The organism is Pantoea sp. PvP021, from assembly GCF_054056055.1.
In genome coordinates this window covers 790,922-817,256 of record NZ_JBSRXX010000001.1, presented here as the reverse complement: position 1 = coordinate 817,256, position 26,335 = coordinate 790,922, and the positions used below count along the sequence as shown (strand labels likewise).

The 26,335-nt window shown below is 57.2% G+C and carries 24 protein-coding genes; 10 read left to right on the top strand and 14 right to left on the bottom strand.

Going from position 1 to position 26,335, the window contains the following annotated elements; all coding sequences use genetic code 11:
• Positions 1–315 carry an antibiotic biosynthesis monooxygenase family protein gene (locus tag ACVKSX_RS03710; protein ID WP_010245030.1) on the bottom strand — a complete coding sequence of 105 codons (315 nt, stop codon included), beginning with the start codon at positions 313–315 and terminating at the stop codon, positions 1–3.
• 125 nt (positions 316–440) lie between these two features.
• On the opposite strand from ACVKSX_RS03710, the gene ACVKSX_RS03705 reads away from it, so the two are divergent.
• On the top strand, positions 441–1,334 hold the full coding sequence (locus tag ACVKSX_RS03705) for a dihydrodipicolinate synthase family protein (RefSeq protein WP_045140363.1): 894 nt from the start codon (positions 441–443) through the stop codon (positions 1,332–1,334).
• Positions 1,335–1,353: 19 nt separating this feature from the next.
• Here ACVKSX_RS03705 and ACVKSX_RS03700 read toward each other — a convergent pair whose 3' ends face one another.
• The 3 genes from ACVKSX_RS03700 to ACVKSX_RS03690 all read right to left on the bottom strand — a co-directional run bounded on the left by ACVKSX_RS03700 (position 1,354) and on the right by ACVKSX_RS03690 (position 3,006).
• Positions 1,354–1,848, bottom strand: coding sequence for an AAA family ATPase (locus ACVKSX_RS03700; RefSeq protein WP_354438371.1), 495 nt, complete (start codon positions 1,846–1,848; stop codon positions 1,354–1,356).
• Positions 1,849–2,170: 322 nt separating this feature from the next.
• Positions 2,171–2,410, bottom strand: a complete 240-nt coding sequence (locus ACVKSX_RS03695) for a hypothetical protein (RefSeq protein ID WP_010245020.1) — start codon at positions 2,408–2,410, stop codon at positions 2,171–2,173.
• Between the two features lie 266 nt (positions 2,411–2,676).
• Positions 2,677–3,006 (bottom strand): cupin domain-containing protein, encoded by a 330-nt coding sequence (locus ACVKSX_RS03690; RefSeq protein ID WP_010245017.1) that lies wholly within the window; start codon positions 3,004–3,006, stop codon positions 2,677–2,679.
• Positions 3,007–3,145: 139 nt separating this feature from the next.
• Here ACVKSX_RS03690 and ACVKSX_RS03685 point away from each other — a divergent pair, with 139 nt between their 5' ends.
• On the top strand, positions 3,146–3,784 hold the full coding sequence (locus ACVKSX_RS03685; protein ID WP_033767204.1) for an RpiB/LacA/LacB family sugar-phosphate isomerase: 639 nt from the start codon (positions 3,146–3,148) through the stop codon (positions 3,782–3,784).
• A gap of 70 nt (positions 3,785–3,854) precedes the next feature.
• Here the strand turns inward: ACVKSX_RS03685 and ACVKSX_RS03680 are convergent, their stop codons facing one another.
• From ACVKSX_RS03680 to ACVKSX_RS03655, 6 genes are all read right to left on the bottom strand, one after another.
• Positions 3,855–4,619, bottom strand: coding sequence for an ABC transporter ATP-binding protein (locus ACVKSX_RS03680; protein WP_010245009.1), 765 nt, complete (start codon positions 4,617–4,619; stop codon positions 3,855–3,857).
• Positions 4,620–4,628: 9 nt separating this feature from the next.
• Positions 4,629–5,495: an ABC transporter ATP-binding protein gene (locus ACVKSX_RS03675; RefSeq protein ID WP_010245006.1), complete on the bottom strand. Its 867-nt coding sequence runs from the start codon at positions 5,493–5,495 to the stop codon at positions 4,629–4,631.
• Positions 5,467–6,372, bottom strand: a complete 906-nt coding sequence (locus ACVKSX_RS03670; protein ID WP_159226419.1) for an ABC transporter permease — start codon at positions 6,370–6,372, stop codon at positions 5,467–5,469. Before ACVKSX_RS03670 ends, ACVKSX_RS03675 begins: the two co-directional genes overlap by 29 nt.
• Positions 6,369–7,400: an ABC transporter permease gene (locus ACVKSX_RS03665; RefSeq protein ID WP_263054012.1), complete on the bottom strand. Its 1,032-nt coding sequence runs from the start codon at positions 7,398–7,400 to the stop codon at positions 6,369–6,371. The genes ACVKSX_RS03670 and ACVKSX_RS03665 overlap by 4 nt, the downstream gene beginning before the upstream one ends.
• Positions 7,397–9,028 carry an ABC transporter substrate-binding protein gene (locus ACVKSX_RS03660; RefSeq protein ID WP_346463736.1) on the bottom strand — a complete coding sequence of 544 codons (1,632 nt, stop codon included), beginning with the start codon at positions 9,026–9,028 and terminating at the stop codon, positions 7,397–7,399. The genes ACVKSX_RS03665 and ACVKSX_RS03660 overlap by 4 nt, the downstream gene beginning before the upstream one ends.
• 123 nt (positions 9,029–9,151) lie before the next feature.
• A complete protein-coding gene (locus ACVKSX_RS03655; protein ID WP_354438368.1) occupies positions 9,152–10,306 on the bottom strand; it encodes a mandelate racemase family protein in 1,155 nt (384 codons plus the stop codon).
• Positions 10,307–10,652: 346 nt separating this feature from the next.
• Here ACVKSX_RS03655 and ACVKSX_RS03650 point away from each other — a divergent pair, with 346 nt between their 5' ends.
• The 4 genes from ACVKSX_RS03650 (at position 10,653) to ACVKSX_RS03635 (ending at position 14,914) form a co-directional block, all read left to right on the top strand.
• Entirely contained in the window at positions 10,653–11,768 is a 1,116-nt protein-coding gene (locus tag ACVKSX_RS03650) for an ABC transporter substrate-binding protein (RefSeq protein ID WP_033771754.1), read from the top strand.
• 165 nt (positions 11,769–11,933) lie between these two features.
• The gene (locus ACVKSX_RS03645; protein WP_010244987.1) at positions 11,934–12,341 is read left to right on the top strand and encodes a hypothetical protein; all 408 of its coding nucleotides are present in this window, start codon (positions 11,934–11,936) and stop codon (positions 12,339–12,341) included.
• A gap of 12 nt (positions 12,342–12,353) precedes the next feature.
• Complete coding sequence (locus tag ACVKSX_RS03640) at positions 12,354–13,655, top strand: PQQ-dependent sugar dehydrogenase (protein WP_122888891.1); 1,302 nt, start codon at positions 12,354–12,356, stop codon at positions 13,653–13,655.
• A 626-nt stretch (positions 13,656–14,281) separates the two neighbouring features.
• Positions 14,282–14,914, top strand: coding sequence for a DapH/DapD/GlmU-related protein (locus ACVKSX_RS03635; RefSeq protein WP_010244979.1), 633 nt, complete (start codon positions 14,282–14,284; stop codon positions 14,912–14,914).
• Between the two features lie 16 nt (positions 14,915–14,930).
• Here the strand turns inward: ACVKSX_RS03635 and ACVKSX_RS03630 are convergent, their stop codons facing one another.
• Both ACVKSX_RS03630 and ACVKSX_RS03625 read right to left on the bottom strand, forming a co-directional pair.
• Positions 14,931–15,815 (bottom strand): EamA family transporter, encoded by an 885-nt coding sequence (locus tag ACVKSX_RS03630; RefSeq protein ID WP_022625667.1) that lies wholly within the window; start codon positions 15,813–15,815, stop codon positions 14,931–14,933.
• A complete protein-coding gene (locus tag ACVKSX_RS03625) occupies positions 15,812–17,023 on the bottom strand; it encodes an MFS transporter (RefSeq protein WP_354438366.1) in 1,212 nt (403 codons plus the stop codon). The genes ACVKSX_RS03630 and ACVKSX_RS03625 overlap by 4 nt, the downstream gene beginning before the upstream one ends.
• Before the next feature lie 129 nt (positions 17,024–17,152).
• Between ACVKSX_RS03625 and ACVKSX_RS03620 the strand changes: the two genes are divergently transcribed.
• Positions 17,153–17,608 (top strand): winged helix-turn-helix transcriptional regulator, encoded by a 456-nt coding sequence (locus tag ACVKSX_RS03620; RefSeq protein ID WP_010244971.1) that lies wholly within the window; start codon positions 17,153–17,155, stop codon positions 17,606–17,608.
• A 354-nt stretch (positions 17,609–17,962) separates the two neighbouring features.
• Positions 17,963–19,393: a purine-cytosine permease family protein gene (locus ACVKSX_RS03615; RefSeq protein ID WP_010670136.1), complete on the top strand. Its 1,431-nt coding sequence runs from the start codon at positions 17,963–17,965 to the stop codon at positions 19,391–19,393.
• A 92-nt stretch (positions 19,394–19,485) separates the two neighbouring features.
• Here the strand turns inward: ACVKSX_RS03615 and ACVKSX_RS03610 are convergent, their stop codons facing one another.
• Both ACVKSX_RS03610 and ACVKSX_RS03605 read right to left on the bottom strand, forming a co-directional pair.
• Positions 19,486–20,808: an MFS transporter gene (locus ACVKSX_RS03610; protein ID WP_010670137.1), complete on the bottom strand. Its 1,323-nt coding sequence runs from the start codon at positions 20,806–20,808 to the stop codon at positions 19,486–19,488.
• 191 nt (positions 20,809–20,999) lie between these two features.
• A complete protein-coding gene (locus ACVKSX_RS03605) occupies positions 21,000–22,013 on the bottom strand; it encodes a GT-D fold domain-containing glycosyltransferase (RefSeq protein ID WP_187493056.1) in 1,014 nt (337 codons plus the stop codon).
• A 668-nt stretch (positions 22,014–22,681) separates the two neighbouring features.
• Here ACVKSX_RS03605 and ACVKSX_RS03600 point away from each other — a divergent pair.
• Both ACVKSX_RS03600 and ACVKSX_RS03595 read left to right on the top strand, forming a co-directional pair.
• Positions 22,682–25,039, top strand: a complete 2,358-nt coding sequence (locus tag ACVKSX_RS03600) for a membrane-bound PQQ-dependent dehydrogenase, glucose/quinate/shikimate family (protein WP_354438363.1) — start codon at positions 22,682–22,684, stop codon at positions 25,037–25,039.
• A gap of 307 nt (positions 25,040–25,346) precedes the next feature.
• Positions 25,347–26,327, top strand: coding sequence for a TIM barrel protein (locus ACVKSX_RS03595; protein WP_010244956.1), 981 nt, complete (start codon positions 25,347–25,349; stop codon positions 26,325–26,327).
• Positions 26,328–26,335: the final 8 nt, after the last annotated feature.

Genomic DNA, 26,335 nt, shown 5'->3' with positions numbered 1-26,335 from the left:
TTAATTTACTCCCTGTTGTGAGGCATATTCTCTGATCAGCGTGACGATGCGAAGACGGTAACCGGCAAAAAGGGTCTCGCGGCCTTCACGCTGTGCGGCCTGGTGACAGAGGTTGCGCTTCCAGGCCAGCACCGATTCTTCATCGCGCCACCAGGAGAGCGAGAGAATTTTTTTCTCATCGGTCAGGCTTTGAAAGCGCTCAAGAGAGATAAACCCGCTGTTTTGCATCAGCAGCGGTTTAAGGTCGGCAGCCAGTTGCAGGTAACGCATCTGGTGTTCGGGTCGGGCTTCGGCTTCAAATAGTACGGCAATCATCGCTATCCTCCTTTGGGTGATAGCGCAAAAATAGCGGGCGGGGCGGGTTGATGCTTCGTCCGGTAACGAAATATGGCTGCAGGGGCGACCTCCAGCCGGTGCAATCTTGTAATGGAGCAGATGATATGTTCAGCGGACTCAGTGCGTTCCCCCTTACTCCCTTTGCGGCAGGCAAGCCCGATGAGGCGGCTTTTTTGCGGCTGCTGCGCAGGCTGACTGATGCAAAAGTCGATTCCCTTGGCGTGCTGGGGTCCACCGGCAGCTACGCCTATCTCACCCGCGCGCAGCGCAGGCGTATCGCAGAACTGGCGGTGGAACATGCAGAGTCGATTCCGGTGATGATCTGCATTGGTGCGGTGGGCACTGACGAGGTGCTGGCGCTGGCGGAGGACGCGCAACAGGCGGGCGCGGCCGCGTTACTGCTGCCGCCGCTGGGTTATCAGACGTTGAATGAAGATGAGGTGTTCACGCTTTTCGAGACCGTAACGCGACACGCCTCTGTGCCAGTCTGTATCTATGACAATCCCGGCACCACCCATTTTACGTTTTCCGATGCGCTGCTGAGCCGGATCGCCGCACTTTCCGGTGTCGGGTCAGTGAAAATTCCTGGGGTACCGGCGGAGCAATCTGCGGCTAACGATCGCCTCGCTCAGCTGCGCGGCACGCTGCCAGATTCCGTGTCGATTGGCGTCAGCGGCGATGCTTCTGCCGCCAACGGGCTGATTGCGGGCTGTGATGGCTGGTATTCGGTGTGCGGCGGACTCTTTCCGCGCGTTGCAAAAGCGATGACCGAAGCGGCGGCCGCAGGCGACCATCAGAGCGTCAGGGCGCAGTCCGATCGCCTGCAGCCTTTATGGGCGCTGTTCCGCCAGCATGGCGGCAGTTTCCGGGTGATCAGCGCCGCGGCGGGGCTGCTGGGACTGACCGAACGCGACTGCCTGCCGCGCCCGCTGCAGCCGCTCTCCGATGCGCACTGCCAGCAGATTGCTGACGTGCTCGCGGCACTCGACCTCTCTTAAGATCCCGCGCCAGAAGGCATTAACCGTGGCGCACCAGGTTAAAGCCTTCTTCCTCCTTCGGCGCTTCGAAATAGCGGGTAATCAGCGCGAACTGCTCGTCTGTTGCGGCAAAGGCGTGTTCGCCGCCCTGATTTCGGGCGTGCAGGCGCGATTTACACAGCGCATCCGGTACGTCCAGATAATGCAGGCGATGGTCGGCAGAGGATGCCTTAATCACCGACATCATCCAGTCGCGATTCGCCCGGGTGTTGGCAGGAAAATCGAGCACCACCGACACCCCTGCGTTAAGCAGCGCGACCAGATGAGGCGTCATCGCCTTTCTGAGTTTTGCCGCATAGCGCACGTAATCGGCCACCGACTGCATCTCGTCCTGATAGAGCGCGGCGAGCCACTGGTCCTCGCTGATCACCACGCAACCGGGGGCGGCACTCAGCTCCGCCGCCAGCGTCGATTTCCCGGAGGCAATTTTTCCACACAGCAGATGCAGCGTGGCGGGGGCAAAAGTCATGGTCATATCACTCCTGTGTCAGCCTGATAGTGAACCGCGCGCATTACGCGAAGGGAAAGTAAAGCAGGTCTCGCCGAAGCGGGATTCAGGCTAACAAAACAGGGGAGAGATAAGCAATGAGAGGCAAAAAGTTGCTGGTGAGTAAAACCCGGATTTACCGCGCGTAACAGTCTCTGCTGCTGCGGGCGTTACTGCATTCAGAAAAAACCGCGGCTTTCGCTGGGCATGTTGACACGCCTGAACGGGGAAGTGCGGTCAGGCGTTGAGTGCAATATCAGATACGCTTTCAGAAAGGGGTGAATCGGCGCTGAACAGCTGGCAACTGACTTCATTTTTGTGCCATCAGCAACGTCAGCAGTTCGCGGCAGCATGCCTCTTCTTCTGCACTGTCTGCGGATGCCAGATGGCGCAGCAGTTCCATACAGCTTTTTTCCTTGCCCGCTTCCAGTAACTCTTCGATCAGAAAGTTGAGTTTGTCCTGTTCAGACACCGCAAAGGATGAACTAAACTCATTTTTGACCGGGCCACTGTGATTCACCGGCAACGTGAGGGTGTTTTGCATTGGCATAATATTGTCCTGTTTCGGGTTAAAAAATGTTCGGCGATTGCTATTAAACTTATACAACGATCCGGAATTTGTACAGAAATCTGCCCGATTGATTTTCAGGACGAAGCTAAGCGCAGCGCGGTTGCGGCGTAAATGTCAGCTAATCATTAAGTTAGCGGGAGAAGGAATTTCAGAAAAATTCTGCGGGCCTGAGGCAGGATGCGGAGACGGGAAAAACCAGGTCAGTCCTGCGTCAGGTCAACAGGCGGCCCACCGGGCCGCATGCACTATTTAGCGGTCAGGAAATCTTCGCGCTGCGGTGTAAACGTATCCAGTAATGTGCCCGCCTCAAGACAGACACAGCCATGAACCACATTGGGCGCTTTATAGAGCGTATCTCCTGCGCCCACCTCACGCGTTTCACCATTGATGGTGAAGGCAAAACGTCCGCTCAGCACATAGGTCAGCTGCTCGTGGGGATGGTGATGCAGCGGGCCGACAGCCTCTTTCTCAAAAATCACTTCTACCGCCATCATGGTGCCGCCGTACGCCAGCACGCGGCGGGTCACGCCGTTGCCCAGATCTTCCAGTGGTCGCTCTTTATGGTAGATAAACATCGCAATCCTCCTGCGGTTGCCCCTGCTGCGGTGACCGTTTTGTGATGGATCTCACAGCACTCGGGTGAATTAGTTTATGCACTTTAGTGGTTTTTCACTAAAATGAAACGGTGTTTCAATTAATTTATAAGGGTAGATCATGAAAATCGCGTTAATGATGGAAAACAGCCAGGCCGCTAAAAACGTTACCGTGCTGAAAGAACTGGAAGGCGTCGCACAGCCGCTGGGCCATCAGGTCTTCAACGTCGGTATGAGCGATGAGCAGGATCACCACCTGACCTATATTCACCTCGGCATTCAGGCCAGCGTGTTGCTCAACAGCCAGGCCGTGGATTTCGTGGTCGCGGGTTGCGGCACCGGGCAGGGCGCGCTGATGTCGCTTAACATTCACCCGGGCGTCGTCTGCGGCTACTGTATCGATCCGGCGGATGCCTACCTGTTTGCCCAGATCAACAACGGTAATGCCTTATCTCTGCCGTTCGCCAAAGGCTTTGGCTGGGGCGCTGAACTTAACCTGCGCTTTATCTTTGAAAAAGCCTTCACCGGCGAGAAGGGCAATGGCTATCCGCCAGAGCGTAAAGAGCCGCAGGTGCGTAATGCCGGTCTGCTGAATCAGGTCAAAGCTGCCGTGATCAAAGAGAACTACCTCGACACGCTGCGCGCCATCGAACCTGAACTGGTGCGTACTGCCGTTAGTGGCCCACGCTTCCAGCAGTGTCTGTTTGAGCATGGCAAAAATCAGGAAATCGTCGCTTTTGTGCGTCAGCTGACCCACTAACGCATCCGGGGTCATAAGGCCGGTCTGACCGGCCTTTTTTTATTCTCTCTTTCCCGACATCAGCTGAACGTCAGCTCTGCTGCGCCAGCGCCGGATTGTAATGACGACTCGCCTCTACCAGCATCCGGGTGTAGGGCATCGCGGCGCGGTCGGCCACCAGCGTCGGCACATCCAGCGTCTCCAGCACCTTGCCCTGTTGCATAACCGCTACGCGATGGCAGAGGTGCGCCACCACGCCGAGATCGTGCGTCACCATCAGATAGGTCAGGTTCTCCTGCTGCTGCAGATCGCTGAGCAGATTGAGGATCTCCGCCTGCACCGAAACATCCAGTGCGGAGGTCGGCTCATCCAGCAGCAGCACGCGCGGCTCTAAAATCAGCGCACGGGCAATCGCCACGCGCTGACGCTGACCACCGGAAAGCTGGTGCGGATAACGCGTCTGCCAGGCGCGATTCAGCCCGACCTTATCCAGCATCGCCACGACGCGCTGCTGGCGCTGCCCGATACCCTGAATCTGTAATGGCTCTTCAAGGATATCGCCCAGCGTATGACGCGGATGCAGGGAGCCATAAGGGTCCTGAAACACCATCTGCACCTGACGGCAGCGCGCCCGATCGATGCGGTGCGCCAGCGGCTGGCCATCAATGGTCAGCTCTCCCTGCCAGTGATTAAACAGGCCCGCCAGACACTTCAGCACCGTGGTTTTACCCGAGCCTGACTCACCGACCAGTCCGAAGATTTCACCCTGTTTAACCTGCAGGCTGACGTCGAACAGCACCTGATTACGGCGACCCTCTTCACCAAAACTCAGGTTGAGATTTTTCACCTCAATCATCGTAACTCCTTAGTCAGTTAGCCAGCTGGCGTGACGTTGTAACACCGGCAGACGCGTGCGCCGCCGATCAAGGTCGGGCAGTGCTGCCAGCAGTCCCTGGGTGTAGGGATGCTGCGCGCGGTCAAGTTCGCTGGCGGCCAGCGACTCCACCACGCGCCCGGCATACATCACCAGCACCCGATCGCAGAAGCTGCGCACCAGATTGATATCGTGACTGATAAAAATCAGTCCCAGACCGCGCGCTTTCACCAGATCATCCAGTAGCGCCAGCACCTGCAGGCGAACCGAGACATCCAGCGCAGAGGTGGGCTCATCGGCAATCACCAGTTCCGGCTCGGTGATCAGCATCATGGCGATCATCACGCGCTGCCCCTGACCGCCGGAAATCTCATGGGGATAGAGCTGATATACCCGTTCAGGATCGCGGATCTGCACCTCCTCCAGCATCGCCAGCGCCCGCTGACGTGCCGCCGATTTCTGGCCGCGATGGTGACTGCGCCAGGCTTCGGCAATCTGCTCGCCAACCCGGATCACTGGATTCAGCGAATATTTCGGGTCCTGCATAATCATCGAGATACGTTTGCCACGAATGGCGCGCATCTCTGCCGGGCTGGCGTGCAGCAGGTCGATATCGCCAAACTGCATCCGGCTCGCCTCAATGCGCGCCTTAGCCGGATGCAGCTGCAGCAGGGCGCGACCCACGGTCGATTTACCGGAGCCGGACTCACCGACAATCGCCAGCTTCTCCTGACCGAGCTGAAAGGAGACGCCACGCACCGCCGGGGTTATCTGGCGTCCGTTAACAAAGTTCACGTGCAAATCGCGCACGTCGAGCAACGGCGAGGCGTTACTCACTGCGGGGATCGAGCAGGTCACGTAGGCCATCTCCTAAGAAGTTAAATGCCAGGCTATTAATCAGGATCGCCAGACCGGGAACGGTCACCACCCACCAGCACTCCAGCATGTAGGTGCGGCCACTGGCGATCATCGCGCCCCATTCCGGATCCGGCGGCTGCGCGCCCAGCCCAAGAAACCCCAGCCCGGCGGCGGTGAGGATAATGCCCGCCATATTCATGGTGATGCGGATAATTACCGACGGCAGGCAGAGCGGAATAATGTGCTTCCAGAGCACCCGCAACGGCGACGCGCCCTGTAAGCGCACCGCCGAGATAAAGTCCGCCTGACGCAGCGACAGCGTTTCAGCGCGGGCCAGACGGGCTATGGGTGGCCAGGCAGTGAGCGTAATCGCGATCACCACATGCTCCAGACCCGGCCCCAGCGCGGCAACAAAGGCCAGCGCCAGTACCAGGCTCGGGAAGGAGATAAAGATATCGGTGACGCGCATCAGCACGCCGTCGACTTTGCCGCCAAAATAACCGGCGGTGACGCCCAGCAGCAGGCCCAGCGGCCCGACGGTGACCGATACCAGCAGCACGATGTAGAGCGTGATGCGTGCGCCCCACACCAGGCGACTGAAGATATCCCGGCCAAACTCGTCGGTGCCGAACCAGTGGGCCGCGCCGGGAGGCGTCAGCGCATTGTTCAGATCCTGAACCAGCGGGTGATACGGCGCGATCCAGGGCGCGAACAGCGCCACGATGCAGAGCACCAGCACTATGCCACCACCAATCGCGGTCAGGGGATTACAGGCCATGCGCCAGAGGAAATAGCCGCAGCGGGCAGCAAAACGCTGACAGCGCACCAGCCGCTCACGGGAATGACTCACAGACCCAGCGTCAAAAGAGATCGTCATACTTTGGTCCTCGGATCGAACACCTGATAGAGCAGGTCGGAGATCAGGTTAAGCAGCACAAAAATCAGGCCCACCACCAGCACACAGCCCATCACCGCATTCATATCGCCCAGCATCAGGCTGCCGGTGAGGTAGGAGCCAAAGCCGGGCCAGGAGAAGACGGTTTCAATCAGCACCGCGCCCTCCAGCAGCGAGCCATAGGCCAGCGCCACCACGGTCAGCAGCTGCACCAGGATATTGCGGAAGGCGTGCTGCCAGATCACCTGCCATTCAGTCAGGCCTTTGACCCGCGCGGTCAGAATGAACTCCTGCGACATCTGCGCGAGCATAAAGCTGCGCGTCATGCGGCTGATATAGGCCATGGAGTGAAAGCCAAGCAGCGAGGCGGGCAGCACCAGATGATTCAGCGCATTCCAGAATACCTGGCTGTTGCCCGCCAGCAGGGCGTCAATCAGCATAAAGCCGGTGCGACGTGGCACGATGCCATCCAGGCTGAAGTCCACCCGACCTGCGCCGCCGACCCAGCCGAGATGGGCATAGAACAGCAGCAGGCCAATCATGCCGACCCAGAAGATTGGGGTGGAGTAACCGGCCAGGCTGAGCATCCGCACCACATAGTCGATGACGCTGTTGCGACGCGCCGCCGCCAGCACACCCAGCGGCACGCCCAGTCCTGCGCCAATCACAATCGCCAGCGTGGCCAGCTCTACGGTTGCCGGAAAGACGCGCACAATGTCATGCACCACCGGCTGACCGGTGAGCAGCGCATGGCCGAGATCGCCATGCAGCAGCGCGTTAAGGTAGATGCCAAACTGCACCCACAGCGGTTTATCAAAGCCGAGCTGGTGATAAACCTGCTGATAGGTGGCCTGATCGGCGTCGGGGCCGACAATCGCCAGCACCGGATCCAGCGGCATTACCCGGCCAATAAAAAAGGTCAGCAGCAGCAGGCCGAACAGGGTAATCACTACCTGCACCGCGCGATGGCTGATGCGGCGGCACTGAGTTCGGGTCAGGGTCAGGATCATAGGGTGCCTCCCGCTTTGGCTTCAGGGGTTTTCCAGACATCGCGGAGGAAGGTGGTCGCTGAGGGATGCGGCTGATAAGCCTGCACCCGGTTACTGACCACCACGGAGTCGAGCATTTGTGAAATCGGCATCAGTGCAGGCACCAGCTGGTCATAGCGCTGCTGGATGGCGTAATAGGCCTGCTGCTGGCGGGTTTTGTCGCGCTCTACCAGCGCCTGATCGATCATGCTGTTGAGCTGTGCGTCGTAGAAACCGGTGCGCCACCCCTGGAAGTTGGTTAGCCGGGCGCTGTCAGCATTATTCGGGTTATAGACCAGCGCGCGCAGACTGGAGTGGGGATGTGGCTCCACGCCGCTGCCGCCGCGCCCGACCAGCAGACTGAACTGGCGATCGCGCATCGCGCCATAGATCTGGTTACCGGTGCCGGTGATGATTTTTGCGCGGATCCCGCCCTGGAGCAGCGTCGACTGCACCGCGATAGCGATGTTCAGAAAGGGCTGATCGGCCAGCACCCGCAGCGTGGTGTCGAAGCCGTCCGGATAACCCGCTTCAGCCAGCAGTGCGCGGGCGCGCGGCACATCGAGCCGGTAACCGGGATCGGGCAGCGTGGCGGGCATGCCAGCCTGAATCGGGCGCTGATGCAGCTCGCCATAGCCGGTCATCAGGCTTTTATTGATGCCCTGATAATCGACCAGGTAGCGTACCGCCTCCCGCACTTTGATATTGTCGAAGTGCGGATCTTTCATGCTCATCGCCAGGTAGTAGATCGTTCCTTTTCTTACCGCATCAATGGTGAGGTCGGGGTCGTGCCGCAGGGCGCGCACGTCGGGGATCGCCATGTTACTGGCGATATCCAGATCGCCTTTCTCCATCATCAGCCGCAGGGTCTGCGACTCCTGCAGATGGCGGAACACCACCCGCGACATCTTCGCCTCGCCGCGCCAGTAATCAGCCGCACGACTCATGCGCAGCACATCTTTTGCCTGCCATACATCCAGCCGGAACGGGCCGGAGCCCGCTTCATGGGTGGTGAGCCAGCGGTTGCCCCAGTCGCCATCCACCTCATGCTGCTGCACGGTTTTGCTGTCCAGCACCACCATGCTGCCCAGCGCCGCCAGCGAGTAGATCACCAGTTGCGGATCGTTAGGTCTGGGAAGGGTGATCACCAGTGTGCGGTCGTCGGGCGCGGTAATCATCTGGTCAACATTGTCGTGGCTGAAGCCGTACGATTTCCACACCGACGCCTGCGCCAGGTTCAGATGCAGCACCCGCCGCATCGACCAGACCGCATCGGCGCTGGTGAGCGGATTGCCGGAGTGAAACCTGACGTTGTCGCGCAGGTGAAAAGTCAGGGTGCGGTTATCCGGACTGACTGACCAGCGTTCCGCCAGCGCCGGGCGCACCTCGGTGAGTTGCTGCGGGTTCAGCTCGACCAGTCCGTCATAGAGATTTACGACAATGCCGACCACTTCGTTGCCGGTCATAGCGGCCGGATCCAGGGTGAGCAGGTTATTCATATTCATGCCGACGATCAGCTGGTCATCCGGGGTCTTTGCCTGGATTGACGCGCTGCCCGTCAGCACCAGCAGCGTGATCAGCCACGCGCCACATCGTTGTGTCAGGGTCATAGGTAAAGTCCAGCAGGTCAGAGGTTTTCCCGTTTACGACTCTGCCTGCTGCTGGCCACCGGGATGGCAGGCAGCAGGCGGGCGACGGGGTTATTATTGTTTGCCGTACTTCGGTAGTGCGATTTACCAGCGGTTCAGCGTGTGCGTCTCAATCCAGCTGAAGTTAATATCCTCACCCAGCCCGCTGTGGGTGGGCAGGGTGACAAATCCCTGATCGTCCATCGGGTCGATCAGGCTGTTGAGGTAGGCGGGCGGTGTTTCATAATCCAGGAAGGGATGCAGCAGGCCGCGCTCATACCAGCGGCAGTTACGGATCGCCCCGACCACCGCCAGGCTGGCCGCACCGTTGCCGTGCACTTCGCAATCCATGCCAAAGGCTTCAGCCAGATTCGCCACTTTCAGGGTGGGCGAGATGCCGCCTACGCCGTTGGCACCGGCTCGCAGAATGTCGCAGGCTCCGGCACGCACCCAGTCGGCGCGGCTGTGATGTTTACCGCCCAGGCTCTCCGGACCAAGCACGTCGATAGAAAGGTTTTCGGCCAGCCAGGCGTAAGAGGCCATGCTCTCTTCCTCCATCGGCTCCTCGAACCAGGCGAAATTAAGCTTTTCCAGCGCCTTGCCGATGGTCAGCGCGTCACTGCGGCTGTACCAGTGGTAGCCATCCAGCATCAGCGCGATATCGGGGCCCACCGCTTCACGCACCGCCGCGCAGGCTTTGATATCCATCGCCGGGCTGGGTGCGAAGGAGACCGGCGGCATCCAGGTGTGTAGCTTGATCGCCTGATATCCGCGCGCCACCAGCTTTTCCGCGAACTGCGCATACTCATCCGGCGTTGATAATCCACCGCTCAGCTCGTCACCACACATGGTGCTGCCGTAAGCCGGGATCTTCTCGCGATAGCCGCCCAGCAGTTTGTGGACAGGCTGTTTCAGCTTCCGTCCAATCAGATCCAACAATGCCTGCTCCACAGCGGAGAGCGCCCGCTCGGTGAGCTGATGGGCGCTGCCGCGCTGCCAGTGCACCAGATCCTGCCAGAGACGCTCCCGGTCAAAGGCGTTCTGACCGATCAGCACTTTGCGGAAAAAGGCATTAACCACATGGGATCGCACCACTTCCGGCGGCGCAAAGGCGTAACCACAGTCGCCTTCCTCGCTGGTCAGGGTCAGTAGCGCCATCTGCGCATCATTTTCCGGGCCAGGGTGGGAGTGTCCGGCGCTGTCGGCGCAGCGTTGGGTGGGATAGGTAAAAAGGGTGACATCAATGGCGCTGATCTTCACGGTTAAGCTCCTGTGGCAGTCTGTCCTGATGAATTATTAAAACGCTGTTTCATTTTCAATCTAGCCTTCACAATTCATTAACGCATTAGCCAAAACGATACGATTAATGGCTAATATGTGTGCAACTGCCCAGGGTGTTGTGAACATATTCACGAAAGCTGACCGTTTTGTGAGCAGCGACACGCTGCGCTTTTTCCTCTTAAGGGATCTCTTTGAGCGAAACTCCGCCAGTTAACCCCGCCGCAAAAAACATTTAACCGGATGACTTCCCCTGACCCCTGTTTTAGGTGATAGTAACGCCGCTTTACATTAATAATTCTCATTATCATTTGTGCGGGTTTTTACAATGAAAAAATGGTTTTTAGCGCTGGGGCTGCTCACGCTGGCAGGGACGGCTTCGGCCAAATTGATTACCGATGTCGCAGGCCGTCAGGTCGAGGTGCCGCAGGAGGCAAAACGCATCATTCTGGGTGAGGGCCGTCAGATGTATCTGCTGGCGGCATTTGAACCCGATGCCCCATTTAAACGGGTGATTGGCTGGCGTGACGACTTCCCGAAAGCGGACTGGGACGGTTATCAGGCTTACGAAAAACGCTATCCGGAAATTAAAAAATTACCGACCTTTGGCGGGGCGAAAGATGGCACTTTCAACGTCGAGCAGGCGTTAACCCTGAAGCCCGATCTGGTGCTGATGAATCTGGAATCCAAAGCCGCCACCGATGAAGGCAAGCTGATTGAAAAACTGCAGGCAGTAGGCGTGCCGGTGGTGTTTATCGATTTCCGCGAAGCGCCGATGGTGAATGCGGAGAAAAGTATCCGCATCATGGGCGAACTGGTGAACAAACCGGCGCGTGCCCAGGAAATTATCACCTTCCGCCAGCAGCAGATTGACCTTGTCACCTCGCGTCTGAAGAACTTTACCGGCTACCGCCCGAAAGTGATGATTGACCGTGCAGGCGGCTACAGCGACGAGTGCTGCATGTCGTTTGGCAATGAAAACTTTGGTCAGATGGTCGAGATCGCGGGCGGTCGTAACATCGCTAAAGATCTGATCCCTGGCACCTTCGGCACCGTTAACCCGGAACAGATTATCGCCAGCCAGCCGGATGTGGTGGTAGTGACCGGCGCTAACTGGAAGAATTACAATACCGTGGGAAAATGGGTCGGCGTCGGTCCGGGTGCCAATGTCACCGAGGCTACCGCGCGTCTTAAGGGGCTGATGATGCGCGATGCTTTTAAAACCCTGCCGGTGGCGCACAACGGCAATGTCCACGCCATCTGGCATCAGTTCTACGACAGCCCTTACCAGTTTGTGGCTATCCAGGCGCTGGCGAAATGGCTGCATCCCGATCTGTTTGCCGATCTGGATCCGGACGCCACCTTCCGCACGTTCCACGAGAAGTTCCTGCCGCTGCCTTATCAGCCAGGATACTGGGTCACTTTACCCGCTGATAAACCCTGACAGACCGGCGATGACAGGGACGTCATCCGCCTGATTTGCAATTCCTCCTGAATAAACCCTCTGTTTCTCTTCAGATTTACTAATCTTTTACAGGCGCGGAGTCAGTTGCTCTGAGCAGCGCGACGTCTGACGCGGTCCGCATTCACGTTAAAAATGGAGAGAAACATGCGCAATACCCTGGGAAGATCGGCCTTTGCCGTGACGCTGTACGCTCTGCTGGAGCCGGTGCCGCTGGGCTTTTTTGTCGCGGCCTGGCTGTTCGATATTCTCTATAGCCAGACCTTTGTGTTGTTCTGGACGGATGCCGCAGGCTGGCTGATTGCGCTGGGACTGATACTGGCGATTGTGCCGCGACTCATCGCGCTGGTTTATCTGTTCCGCGGCAGTGACAGTGCGGAAAAGAGTCATTTCTGGCTCTGGCTGGTGGCGATTGTGATCGCTATCGTCAATGCGTTTATTCACAGCCGTGATGCCGCCGCTGTCATCCCGCTGGGCGTGACGCTTTCGACGCTGGTGGTAGCGCTGCTGCTGCTGGCGAATGTGCAACTTGCGTTACGTCAGCGTAGCGCTTAAGGAGGAGCCACCATGAAGATACCGCATAAAACGTTGCTCGCGCTTACCCTGACAGCACTGCTGGCAGGCTGTGATGATGGTGCGCTGGTCGATCCGCAAAAGCAGATCGGACCGAATCCCGAACTGCCGCAGGCACAGAACTTCTTTATGCCGCCGATGCAGGTGCCGGAAGGCACGCCATGGAAAGCGGGCGAAATGCCAAAAGTGGCTGACGGGCTGAAAATCGAAAAGATCGCTGACAATCTGCAGCATCCGCGTCAGGTTTATGTTCTGCCGAATAACGATGTGCTGGTGGCGGAATCCAACGGCCCGGCCAAACCCACTACCCGGCCTAAACAGCTGATTATGGGCATTGTGCAGAAAGCGTCAGGTAAGGGCGGCGCTGGCGGCAACCGGATTACGCTGCTGCGCAACGTCAATGGCAAATGGGAGCAGCACCGCTTTATTGAGAATCTGCACTCGCCGTTTGGTATGCAGCTGATTGGGAATACGCTTTACGTCGCGAATGCTGACAGCCTGGTGAAGTTCCCCTATCGCGAAGGGGAGACGGAGATCCGCACCGCGCCTGAAGAGGTGACGGAACTGCCGGGCGGGCCGATTAACCACCACTGGACCAAAGCGCTGTTGGCCAGCCCCGATGGCAGCAAGCTCTATGTGGGTGTCGGCTCCAACAGTAACGTCACCGAGAACGGCATTGGCGCAGAGTATCGCCGCGCCGCGGTGCTGGAAGTGGACGCGGCCAGCGGTGCCAGCCGGATCTACGCCAGCGGATTGCGCAATCCGACCGGTTTACAGTGGGAACCGCAGAGCGGAAAACTGTGGGCCATCGTCAACGAGCGTGATGAAATCGGCTCCGATCTGGTGCCTGACTACATGACCTCAGTGCAGGACAAAGGCTTCTATGGCTGGCCCTACAGCTACTTTGGTCAGCATGTGGATACCCGTGCCGAACCGCAGCGTCCCGATCTGGTTGAGAAAGCGATTAAGCCTGATTTTGCCCTGAGTTCGCATGTCGCTCCGCTGGGGCTGCTGTTCTACGGCGCAGATAACATGCCGCAATACCAGGGCGGTGCGTTTATCAGTGAACATGGCAGCTGGAACCGTACGCCGCTGAATGGCTACAAAGTGGTGTGGGTGAAATTTGAAAACGGCAAGCCAGTGGGTCAGCCGCAGACGGTGGTCTCGGGCTTCCTGACGGACGACGAAAAGCAGGTGCGTGGATTACCGGTCGGTCTGGCCAGCGACAAACAGGGCGGTGTCCTGATTGCTGACGATGCGGGTAATACCGTGTGGCGAATCAGCGCCGCAAAGTAAGCATTGCGCTGCTTTTTTAAGCAGAAAGCAGGCATAAAAAAAGGATTTGGCATTTCGCCAAATCCTTTATTTTTTGTTCGCTACCCGGCTGGTAACCGCGCTGCGAACGAGGTGCTCAGCACTCTCCACAAACAAGATTGTAAAATGTGCGGCTAAGGATTTCAAGTTTCGCCAAAATGCTGTATGTTTATACAGGTGTTGAGTGTTGAGCATCGCCTCATTGTCGACTGGCCGCTCCCAGGGGCACGGTTTTAAAATCCCGGCAGGCATCAGGTGGTGCTGGCCTGTGGCTTTAACCATGAGTGCCGCTCAGCTCTCTCCACAAAGATGTGCTTAGGCGCCCGGCGGGTAGAGTCAAAGCCCTGGTTGCCGAACAGCGCGCTCCTGTAAAAGGAGAAGGAAAGTGATGGAACTGACTAAGCTGATTCTGGATCTTATCCGGGTCATCTTGCAGATCATCGTTGCCCTTATGCAACTGACCGGTCACGCAGGTTAACCGGAACTTGAAACAAGGCGGAGCTAACCACTCCGCCTTTTTTCTTTGTCAATTCTCTGTCATCGGAGGCGGGTAAGGTGGTGCGGCAAAGCACGCCGCCGGGGCGCTGCTTATCCAGACCGGGAGTTTTATGTCCATTGCCGCCGTTATGCCCGCCCGATTAGCGCACACCTGGATTGATGAGAGTGTGAAGATGCGCGAAACCACTGTGGGTCAGCAGTGTGAGATCCTGGCGCACAGCACGCTGGAATATAGCGAGCTGGGTGACTTCTCCTATGTCGGTGAACACTGCTGCCTGGCCGATACCCAGGTGGGGCGCTTCTGCGCCATTGCTAATCAGGTGCGCATTGGCGCGCCGAATCATCCTATGGACCGCGCTTCCCAGCATCGCTTTACCTACTGCCCGGAGTATTACCACCCCGACGCCCGGCGCGATCAGGGCTTCTTTTCCGCCCGTCGCGCCGATCGGGTGATAATCGGTCACGATGTGTGGATAGGTCACGGCGTAATTGTGCTGCCTGGCGTCACCATTGGAGATGGTGCGGTGCTGGCTGCGGGTGCAGTCGTGACGAAAAACGTCGCGCCCTACAGCGTCGTGGGCGGTGTTCCGGCCAGGCCACTGCGGGTGCGCTTTACACCGGCTATCGCCGCACGTCTCCAGCGCATTGCCTGGTGGAACTGGCCCCTGGAGAAACTGCTGGCGAATCTGCCCGATTTTCAGCACGGTGACATCGAAGCGTTCTGCCAGCGGCACGGTGCATAGCCACCCCACGGCGCCGTCAGCCGGTTTGTACGCCGAAATAGCGCACAACCCGCTGGCCATAGAGCCCGACGGCCAGTCCGGCGACGATCAGCAGCAGCGCGGCGATTTTCTGAGGTGAAACCGTTTCGCCAAATATCGCCACTGAACCCAGGATGCCGAACACCGGTACCAGCAGCGACAGTGGCGCGACCGTAGAAACCGGATAGTGTTTCAGCAGCCAGTTCCACACCCAGTAGCCCAGCAGGGTATTGGGATAGACCTGAAACAGTATCGACAACACCGCCTTCACATCCAGCTGGGTGAACAGTGCGTGATAGCCCGCGCTGCCATTGACCAGCCCGTCCAGCAGGAAGAGTGGAATGGGTGCAAAGGCGCTCGACCAGACCAGAAAAGCAAAAACCTGCCGGGTGCCCGCTTTTTTATTGATGATATTGGCAATACTCCATGCGACCGCGCCTGCCAGCACCAGCAGCATGCCGGAAAACGTCACTGAGCCATCGGTAATGAAAAAAATGCTCAGCAGACCGGCGCAGGCCAGCGCACACCCGGCGATCTGATAGCGGCTGAGACGCTCTTTAAATACCCAGCCACCGAGCAGCAGCGTGAAGAAGGCGCTGAACTGCAGCAGCAGCGAGGCGATGCCCGCCGACAGTCCGGTTTTAATCCCCAGATTCACCAGACCCCACAGGCCAATCCCGAAGACCAGGCCATAGCTAATCAGGTAACGCCACGGCACGTCCGGTTTCTTTATAAAGAACAGGGCTGGCAGAGCGCAGAGCGTAAAGCGGATACCTGCCAGGATAAACGGGTCGACCGCCTGCAGGCCGAGTTTGATAACGGAAAAGTTAACCCCCCAGATGGCGGTGATCATGACGGCGAGCAGCAGATGCGTTAATTTCATGAGTGACGAACTCCGGACCAGCAGAAAAAGGCAGAGGCACTGACCGCTGCACCGGCATAGCAGACAGCCTGCCATCCCCAGTGCGTATAAAGCTGAGTGGCGGCGATGGCCCCCAGCGCACTGCCCAGCGAGTAAAAGCACATATAGGCGCCCACCAGACGACTTGCCGCCTCGGGTCGGGCGGCCACGATCAGGCTCTGATTAATCACATGTACCGTCTGGACGGCGAAATCGAGCAGGATCACCCCGAAAATCAGCAACAGTAACGAGGTGTGAAGCGCGGCTATCGGCAGCCAGGAGAAGGTCAGCAACGCCAGGGCTAAGCCGGTGGCACGCTGCCCCAGGCCCAGGTCAGCCCATGCGCCTGCTCTGGAGGCCGCCAGCGCACCGGCAAGTCCGGCCAGGCCGAACATCCCGGTCTGGGTGTGTGACAGTGACAGGCCGGTAAGTGGCAGTACCATCGAAGACCAGAGCATACTGAAGGCCGCAAAAATCAGCAGCGCCAGGATCCCGCGTCTGCGCAGCTGCGGTTCCGTGAGGAAGAGACGGAAAACAGACAATAAGAGGTGAGGATAAGATGTGCGCCGCGTCTGACCTGCTGTGGCGGGCAGCACTTTCGCCAGGATGAGCGAGATCAGGAGTAACAGGCAGGCAGCCGTCAGATAGACCGCCCGCCAGCCCGCCAGGTCAGCAATCATTCCGGAAACAAACCGCGCCAGCAGGATGCCGATCACGATGCCGCTGGTCACGCTGCCCACCACCTGTCCGCGCTGTTCTGGCGATGCCAGCATGGCGGCCCACGCCACCATCAGCTGCGTGACCACCGCCATTAATCCCACCAGCAGCATTGCACAGAGCAGCGTCATCAGGTCTGGCGCAACCGCAGCAGTGATTAACGCCAGCACGGAAAGCAACAACTGGGTAATCACCAGTTTTTTGCGGTTCACGCAGTCGCCCAGCGGCACCAGAAAGACCAGCCCGAGGGCGTAGCCGCTCTGCGTGGCCGTTACCACTGTGCCAATGGTGCCGGTGGAAACCTGCAGGCTGGCGGCGATCGACTCCAGAAGAGGCTGTGCCGAGTAAACATTGGCGACCGCCAGCGCAGAGGTGAGTGAGAACAAAAAGATCATCCGGGACGAGAGCACCGGGATCGCGGCTGGGGGCGAATCGGCTTCAGGATCACGCGCCTTGCCAATCGTACAGGTCATGTTGCTTTCCTTTCTGGTTTTTATTTGAAACTGGATTGGCGATATCTTTAACCGGGCTGGTTTTTTTTTGCAACTTCTTTTCGGAGTGGCTAAACTGCCATCATGAGACAGGCAGCGTGAGAGAAGAGCATGGCTAAGCAGGAATCCCTGAGAACCAGCGAGTGTCCGGTCGCCAGAACCCTGGAGTCGATAGGTGAGCGCTGGTGCATGATGATCGTGCGTGAAGCTTTTGATGACGTCCGCAGATTCAGTGACTTCCAGCGGAATTTGGGGCTGGCGAAAAATATCCTGGCGTCACGCCTGAAGCAGCTGGTGGAGATAGGGGTGTTTGAGGTTGCGCCGGCCTCCGACGGCAGCGCCTACAGCGAATATGTCCTGACCGAAAGAGGCCGTTCGCTGTTTCCGGTTGTGGTCGCGATGCGCCAGTGGGGCGAGCGTTACCTGTTTGAGAAGGGCGAAACCCACTCCGTGCTGCTGGATAATGCGGAAGGAAAGCCGCTGCCGCGCCTGGAGGTTATCTCTTCACAGGGGCAAAAACTGGAACCGGCCGACTGTCATCGTCAGCGGGTGGTTGCTGAAGGGTAACCGTCAGGGTTTTTCCTCTTCCGCACACTCTGAAACTGACAGGCCTGACATCGTACGCGTTACCCGATCATCGCTGTCGCCTGTAGCGGTGATCGAACAAAATGCCTTACTCCCGTTTTACGCCCCGCCATAAGGGCGTTATCCCCCGGAAACAGGTCCCCGCGCTCCCTCATCCTTTCCTGCCCCATCATGACAGGCCTGTCGATATCATCACATTTTCCAATGACCGGTTGCCTTGTAACTTCCCGATGCGCATGACAATATCGCTGCTTGTATAGACATGTACTCTCAACCCTGGATTGGGCAAATCACGCTTTCAGTCAACACGTCTCTCACTGTTCCAGCGAGGAATCTATGTCGGTCAAATCATCTGTATCAGATTATTCAGGCTCAGAGAAACAGGGCCTGTCAGAAACCCGCTCCATTGATTACATCCCGTTGGGTGAACGTCATGGTCATCCCTTTAACCAGTTCACGCTCTGGTTTGGTGGCAATCTGCAAATCACGGCTATTGTCACGGGTGCGCTGGCCGTGGTGCTGGGTGGAGACGTCGTGTGGTCTCTTATCGGCTTACTGGTGGGGCAGATTCTGGGTGCAGCGATCATGTCTTTGCATGCGATCCAGGGTCCGCGCCTGGGTTTACCGCAGATGATCACCAGCCGTATGCAGTTTGGCGTGTTTGGTGCAGTTATTCCTCTGGTGCTGGTGTGCATTATGTATGTGGGATTTTCAGCCAGCGGGACAGTATTAGCCGGGCAGGCGCTGGCTAAACTTATCCATGTCAGTCATTCAACCGGGATGATCCTGTTCAGCATCCTCATCGTGATCATTGCGGTGCTGGGCTATCGCGTGATTCATCAACTGGGCAAGCTGGCGAGCGTCATTGGCGTTTTAGCCTTTGCTTATATGTTTATCACGCTGTTCTCTGCGCATGACTTATCAGCCGTGTGGCAGAATCAGCACTTTACCCCGGCAAATTTCCTGCTGGCGGTCTCCCTGTCTTCATCCTGGCAAATTGCCTTCTGTCCTTATGTCTCTGACTATTCACGCTATCTGCCAGCTGATGTCTCCGCGAAGAAACTCTTCAGCTCAGTCTTTTTTGGCACCGTACTTGGCACGCAGGCTTCAATGACGCTGGGGGTGATTGTCGCTGCCATTGCCGGAAGTGCGTTTGCAGGCAATGAGGTCGGTTACATCGTGAGCATGGGTAGCACGGCGACCATGGCCATGGTGATTTATTTCGCCATTTGCTTTGGAAAAATCACGTTTACCACGCTGAACGCCTACGGCAGTTTTATGTCACTGACCACCATTGTCTCTGGTTTCCGTCAGCAAACCACGCTGAGTCGGGGCGGGCGCATTCTGTTTGTGGTGCTTATGGTTACACTGGCCTGCGTCATTGCTCTGCTCAGTGAACCGGCCTTTCTGAAATCCTTCACCCACTTCCTGCTGTTTCTGCTGGCTTTCTTTGTGCCGTGGAGCGCGATCAGCCTGACCGATTTCTATCTGATCACCAGGGGCAGGGTTGATGTCCCGGCACTGTCGCAGCCGGACGGGCGCTATGGACGCTGGAACCTGGCCGGTATTACCGTCTATTTTCTGGGCGTGCTGGTGCAACTGCCGTTTATCGATAATCCGCTGCACCATGGATCGCTAACCTGGATTTTTGCCGGTAATGATGTCTCGTGGATCATCGGCTGGTTTGCGACGGCACTGTTATGGCTGATCGCCAGCCGCTGGGATCGTCGGGGCATCCCCGAACAGTCAATTTATCCCGCCCAATAACAAGGTCAGGCCGCCTGAGCGGCTGCCTTTCAGGGAGTGTCACTCTTCGCGGGTGTGTGATCACCCGCGTGTCAGGAAATCCTCTTTTAAGATCAGGCGGCAGAAACGTCCGCTGCGCCGGTCTGCGCCTCTGCCACCAGCGGCTTCTCCGGTTGCAGCAGTGTCATTGCCAGCATACTGCCAAAGGCGATCAGCGCGGTGACGGTAAACATCGCGTTGTAGCCGTAATATTCCGCCAGCCAGCCGCAGAGCATCGGAGAGATAATCGCTGCCAGATTGGCTATCGCCAGCGTCATGCCACTGTAGGTGCCCACCGACGCTTTAGGGGTGACATCAATCACCACCGACCAGTAGACATTGTTTACCAGTGCATTCAGCGCATTGCCCAGGGTCATCAGTGCAATAATCCCCGCAGCCGACTGCACATAGGGGATCGCCATAAAGCAGCAGGCGGTGCCGCACAGCGTGACGGCGGCAAAGAGATTGCGCGCCAGACGCAGATTACGGAAGCGAGCCAGCAGGGCATCGGCAATGCGACCGCCCAGCAGCACCGTAATACAGGCGCCGCTCCACGGGATCATCGCGACGTACCACAGTGAGTGCAGGTCGTAATGGAAATTATCCTGCAGATATTTCGGCATCCAGGTCACCAGGGTAAAGGTGATGTAGAGGAATGAGAAGTAGCCCAGCGCGTTGCAGACCAGGGTGCGGCTGGTAAAGAAGCGCCACCAGGGCAGTGGTACGCTGTCGCCCGCGCTGCGGCGCTGACCGGTCTGGATAAGCTGACGTTCTGCGGCATTGGTATGTGGACTTTTCTCCGGGCTGTCGCTGAAGGTGCGGGCAAACAGCGCCATCGCCAGCAGGGAGAAAACACCGAGCAGGATAAACATCATGCGCCAGTCATGGGTCAGCAGCAGCAGGCCCACCGCAATCGGGGCGGTCAGCAGCGCGCCAACCTGGGTCGAGAGCAGGCCGATGCCCAGCGCAAAGCCGCGCTCATTATCGGGTGCCCAGTGAGCAATCGCCTTGTTCATCAGCGCATAGGCCGGGCCTTCGGAAAAACCAAACATGATGCGCAGGGCAGCAAAGCCCATAATGGCGGATCCGCCAAACAGCGCCATGCCCAGTTCCCCCGCCCAGGCGGTGGCGATCTCCAGCAGCGACCAGAGTACGCCTGCCAGCAGCCAGACTTTTTTCGTGCCGATACGGTCGGCAAGAAAGCCGCCACACAGCGAACCAAACAGATAGCCAAAGCCAAAGTAGCCCAGCACGGCTCCGAGCTGGACTTTGCTGAAGTGATATTCCGCCGCAATGGCGTTAGCCGCAAACGACAGGGCACCGCGATCGATGTAGTTGATCAGGGCGATCAGGAACAGCAGTGAAAATATGGTGTAACGGTAACGGCTGGTTGTCATCTCACTTCTCCTGATTGAATGTCTCAGGAGAGCAGAAGCAAAATTGATGCCGGAAAGGGCATTTATCCGGCAAACAGCGGACAAGCACAGAATTCGGGCCCCTGAGCCCGCTCCGAAGGGGGTTAACTGATCCCGCTAATAATTCGCCTGCGCTTCAATGCGGTGCAGCCGCTGCCTGTCGGTGGTGAGGCTCAGGCGGCGTTATGATGGTTGGGGCTGACGTGTGGCAGCGGGATAACCACGGCTTCCGTGACTGCTTCTGTATCAGCCGTCCCGACCTGGGGTATTTCGCCAACGTGTTGTAAAATCTGCTGCTGATAAGTCGCATCTGCCACCGTAGTCTGTTCACTCAGCAGTACGCCCGCCTCATTGACGTTTTTTCCGTCCACTTTTATTTTGCTGGTGGCACTGGCCAGCATCCACTCATATTCAATATCGACGTGGCCGCTATCAATACAGCGGATACCGTGTTGACTTAAATCATATGCCAGCACGGTTGCGGTCGGCCCTAATGAAATCAAGACCAGGTCAAAGTTGACGGCATTCTTTAAAACGGTATCAAACAGACGATCATAGACGGAAAAGGCATTACGGTTCAGCGTCGTAATACGTTTCACTTCGCTGGCTCCCTCCAGTAAATCATTGCCTAATCCCAGGCGCGTTCCACTGCCTTCCACAATTAATACCCGGCGGCCCTGATAGAGCTGTTTAAACTTATCAAATATCGTCCGGGATAATTGCTTGCCTTTATAATCGTGATAGGGACGGGTCACCGAGGTATTTCCATACTGGTACTGTTTATTCAGCAGAGCCTCATAATATTTAAAATAAAATGATTTATGGAAGAACCAGAACAGGGCCGACCCGCTCCGCATATTACGGGTGGTGCGAAAGGCATCCGGCAGACAGATCAGACAGTTCGGGTTGGCTCCTGAATCCTGCTGCAGCAAGGCTTTGAGTCGTGCAGAGAGATTCGGGTCAAATGGCTGGAAACCGATATTTTTATACCAGGTCATTTCCAGTTCACCGTCGCCATAACGGGCCAGAGATAATTGTGTGTTACGTAATAACAGATCGACAGTCTCTTCTATCGACATGACGGAATAACGCTTTACCCGTGCCTGCGCGGCAGGATAGCGAATGGCAGCATTAAGAAACTTAAAAGGGAAACGAAACTTGCGATAAATAGCATGAAGTGCGGTCATAGTTAACCTGCCTGGTTTATTGCTGCCAGAAAAATCCCGCCTGCTGGCCGGATAAACGAATATAAGAGAGCTGATATATATCACAGATAAAATAAGCGTCATGCTACGGAATATCTGAAATCGTTTTCATCGGCAAAATCCCTTTGTTCATTAATCTATTTCCTGAGTGTTATTTTTCAGGAAAATAATAAAAAACGCGTTCAGGCTGGCACAATTAAATCATTTGAACAGCAGCGACACCGCACCAGCGTTGATGAAGCCGCCAAGAATAACAGCAGGGCAGTAACATTCCCGATTTCAGCAATAAGAGTTATTTCAGAACAGAGTTAATAAACCATTATGATTATTTGACTCTGAAAATCTTTCGTCGGGCACACTTTAGCTGGCGTTACAGAAGGGCGGCTTGTCTGTTAATTAATCGCCTTTGAACAAAAGGTGCGGTCGTTAGCAGCCTATGGTTAATTTTTTGTGATGGATATCCCGTAATCAGCCCTTCAGAAAGTAAAAAAAGCGGCCTGACCGCATTAACAGGTGACATTTATAATAAATATTTCTAATGATTAACGCTTATACACGTTTTTACATATTTCGTGCGTAAGTTAAAATCTCGTTGAATTTATGTTTCCAGCTTAACCTTTCAATTGCCGCTAATGACCCGAGGATGGATCATGATCAATAAAATAACCAGTATAATCATGGTGATATTTGCTATCGCCCTGATTTACATGGGAGGACAACTCCTGCTAGCAGGAGGCAGCGCGTTCTATGCGCTGATGGGCGTGGGCGTTCTGCTCAGCGCGATTCTGCTGTTGATGAACAAACGCAGTGCGCTGACGCTTTATGCGCTGCTGATGTGGATCACTCTGTTCTGGACTATCTGGGAAGTGGGCTTCGACAAATGGCAGTGGATCCCGCGCGGCGACCTGTTTGGCGTGCTGGGTCTCTGGCTGGCGCTGCCGTGGGTGGTGCGTCCGCTCTATCAGGGGCAGCGTCGTTTCCATCCTTTCCTCGGGGGTTCCGTCGTCCTGATGGTGCTGCTGGTCATCGGTCTCTGCTTCTACGATCCGCTGCCGCAGCAGGGCGCCATTAATACGCCGCGCAACGCCTCTGCGACCGGCGGTGCCGCTGAAGAGTGGAGCGCCTATGGCGGAAACACAGATGGCCAGCGCTTTTCGGCGCTGAAGCAGATCACTAAAGATAACGTGAAAGATCTGGAAGTGGCCTGGACCTATCACACCGGCGATCTGCGTCAGGGTGACGATGCGACCGAATACACCTTTGAAGCGACACCGCTGAAAGCCAACGGCATGCTCTACTTCTGTACGCCGCACAACGAAGTCCATGCCCTTGACCCGGAAACCGGTGCGGTGAAGTGGAAAACGACGCCGGATAAAAACCGCTCTTATCTGCAGCAGCACCAGACCTGTCGTGGCGTGAGCTACTTCGATGCCGGTCAGCAGGCGCAGGCGCAGACGGGCGCATCGCCGGCCATCTGCCGCAAGCGTATCTTCAATGCCACTACCGATGCCCGCCTGCTGGCGCTGGATGCCGATACCGGTAAAGCCTGTGCTGACTTTGGTGACAACGGTGTGGTGAATCTGCGCGCCAACATGGGCGAGGTGCGTCCGCACGCGCTGATGCAGACTGCCGCGCCACTGGTGGCGGGCAACCTGGTGATTGTCGGCGGTTCGGTGATGGATAACGGCTTCAACAGCGGTAACCCATCAGGTGTGATCCGTGCCTATGATGCCGTCAGCGGTCGTCTGGTGTGGAACTTCGATCCGGCTAACCCGGATAACACCGCACCGGTCGCTGAAGGGGCAACCTATCCGCAGGATACCCCGGTCGCCTGGGCCACCCTGAGCGCCGATCTGAAAAACGGCCTGGTCTATGTGCCGTTTGGTAACGCCTCGCCGGATGAAGTGGGACTTGAACGCGATCCTGCCAGCAACACTGAAAAATTCCGTGATGCGCTGGTGGCACTGGATCTGAAAACTGGTGCGTTCAAATGGCGCTATCAGAGTTCAAACCACGACCTCTGGGATCGCGATAACCCGTCACAGCCGTCGCTGGTGGACATCAACTATCAGGGCAAACCGCAACCGGCGGTGATCCTGCCGACCAAAACCGGCAACCTGTTTGTGCTGAACCGCCTGACCGGCAAACCGGTTTATCCGGTAGAGCAGGTTAAGGTCTCCACGGATGGTATTAAAGGCGAGCAGTATGCGGCGACTCAGCCGGTCTCAAGCCTGAACTTCATTCCGCAGCCGCTGACTGAGAAGTCAATGTGGGGCATTACGCCGTTTGACCAGATGGCCTGCCGCACCACGTTCCGTGAGCTGCGCTATGACGGTAACCCGTGGACGCCACCAACGGAGAAAGGCTCGCTGATCTTCCCGGGCAACATCGGGGTGTTTAACTGGGGTTCAGTAGCGGTTGATCCACAGCGTCAGATGCTGATTGCGGCACCGGTGCGCCTGGCTTACAAATACAACCTCATCAGACGCACGCCGGAAACCGAAACCCAGCGTACCTTCACCAAAGATGGTACGCCGTACTGGAATGAGAACTTCCACGGTGACTACGCTATCCACATCCAGCAGATGGCGTCGGGTCTGGGTATTCCCTGCATCGCGCCACCGTGGGGACGGATGGTCGGTGTGGATCTGACCACCGGCAAAACCGAATGGCTGCGTCGCGTCGGCACCACCAAAAACCTCAAGACCAGCTTCCTGCCTGGCCGCTTCCCGCTCGGTTTCCCGATGGGCATGGTGGCGCACGGCGGACCGCTGCTGACGGCGGGTGATCTGGTGTTCCACGGTGCAACGGCAGATAACTTCTTCCGTGCTTACGACAGCACCACCGGCGAACTGCTGTGGCAGACTGAACTGAGCGCGGGTGCGCAGGCCACGCCATCCACCTTTATGGGCAAAGATGGCAAGCAGTATGTGGTGATTGCCGCGGGCGGCCACGGCTCGCTCGGTACCACGGCGGGCGACAGCGTTGTCGCTTTCCGTCTGAAGTGATTTTTTAAAAAACCGACCCGCTGAGCGCCACCCTGGCGCTCAGCTTTTTTCACACCTCTGCCTGCCAGATCTCACACCCGGCTTCGCGCGACAACCTGTTGTATTTCATCTTAATTCTTTCATCTCCGCATTCACATCATCTGATAACGCATCGAAACCATTTCGTGACAGCGCTCCCGGTTTAATGATTTCTCCTGCCTGACAGACTTGCGCATTAAGCCGCGAGGCGTAGATTAATATATGACTTCACAATTAATCGTGAATACGAAAAGTACTTCACAATACGCACTCTGAAGGATTGATGCTCATGTCGGAACTGAAATTTGCTACCCGTCTTAACTCTTTCGCCTCGGGGGCGCACCTCTACTGGCCCGATCAGCAGGGCAAGCCCTCTGTGCTGCAGATGGTTGCCCGTGCAGGCAAGGTCAAAGGCTTAACGCATCTCGACCTCAACTTTCCGCAACATCTCACCAGCGATATCCCCACACTGCGCCAGGCGATCAGTGATGCGGGTCTGGCCGTTAACGGTATGCAGATGCGCTGGGACGCGCCACAGTTCAAAATCGGCGCGTTTACCCATCCCGACGCGAAAGTGCGTCGCGAAGCGATTGAGCTGACCAAACGGGGCATTGACGCGGGTCGGGAATTTGGTTCACGGCTGATGACGCTGTGGATGGGGCAGGACGGTTTCGATTACTGCTTCCAGGCGGACTATAAGAAGATCTGGGAGGATGCGGTCAGCGCCGTGCGTGAAGTGGCGGAGTATGCACCGGACGTTGACGTCAGCATCGAATATAAACCCAATGAGCCACGCGCCTACAGCATCTTTCCCAACGCCACCACCTGTCTGCTGGCCGTGGAAGAGGCGGGCTGCGCCAACCTGGGGATCACCCTGGATTTTGCTCATGTACTGTTTGCCAATGAGATCCCGGCTTACGCCGCCGCCATGGTGGCGCGCCGCTCACGGCTGCTGGGGCTGGACCTTAATGACGGCTGGGGCAAGCGTGATGACGGCCTGATGGTCGGCTCAGTTAACCCACGCGCCACGCTGGAGTTTCTCTGGCAGATGCAGCGTGATGGTTATCGCGGTGCCTACTACTTCGATACCTTCCCGGATGCCAGCGGTCTTGACCCGATCCGTGAGGCAGAAAGCAATATTGCGACCGTGACTCGTCTGCTGAGGCTTTGTGACCAGCTGCACGACAACGCGGCGTTACTGGCGGCCATTGAGCGTCAGGATGCGGTGGCCTCTCAGCAGATCGTCAATGACATCATGCTGGCGCGCTGACAGCCGAT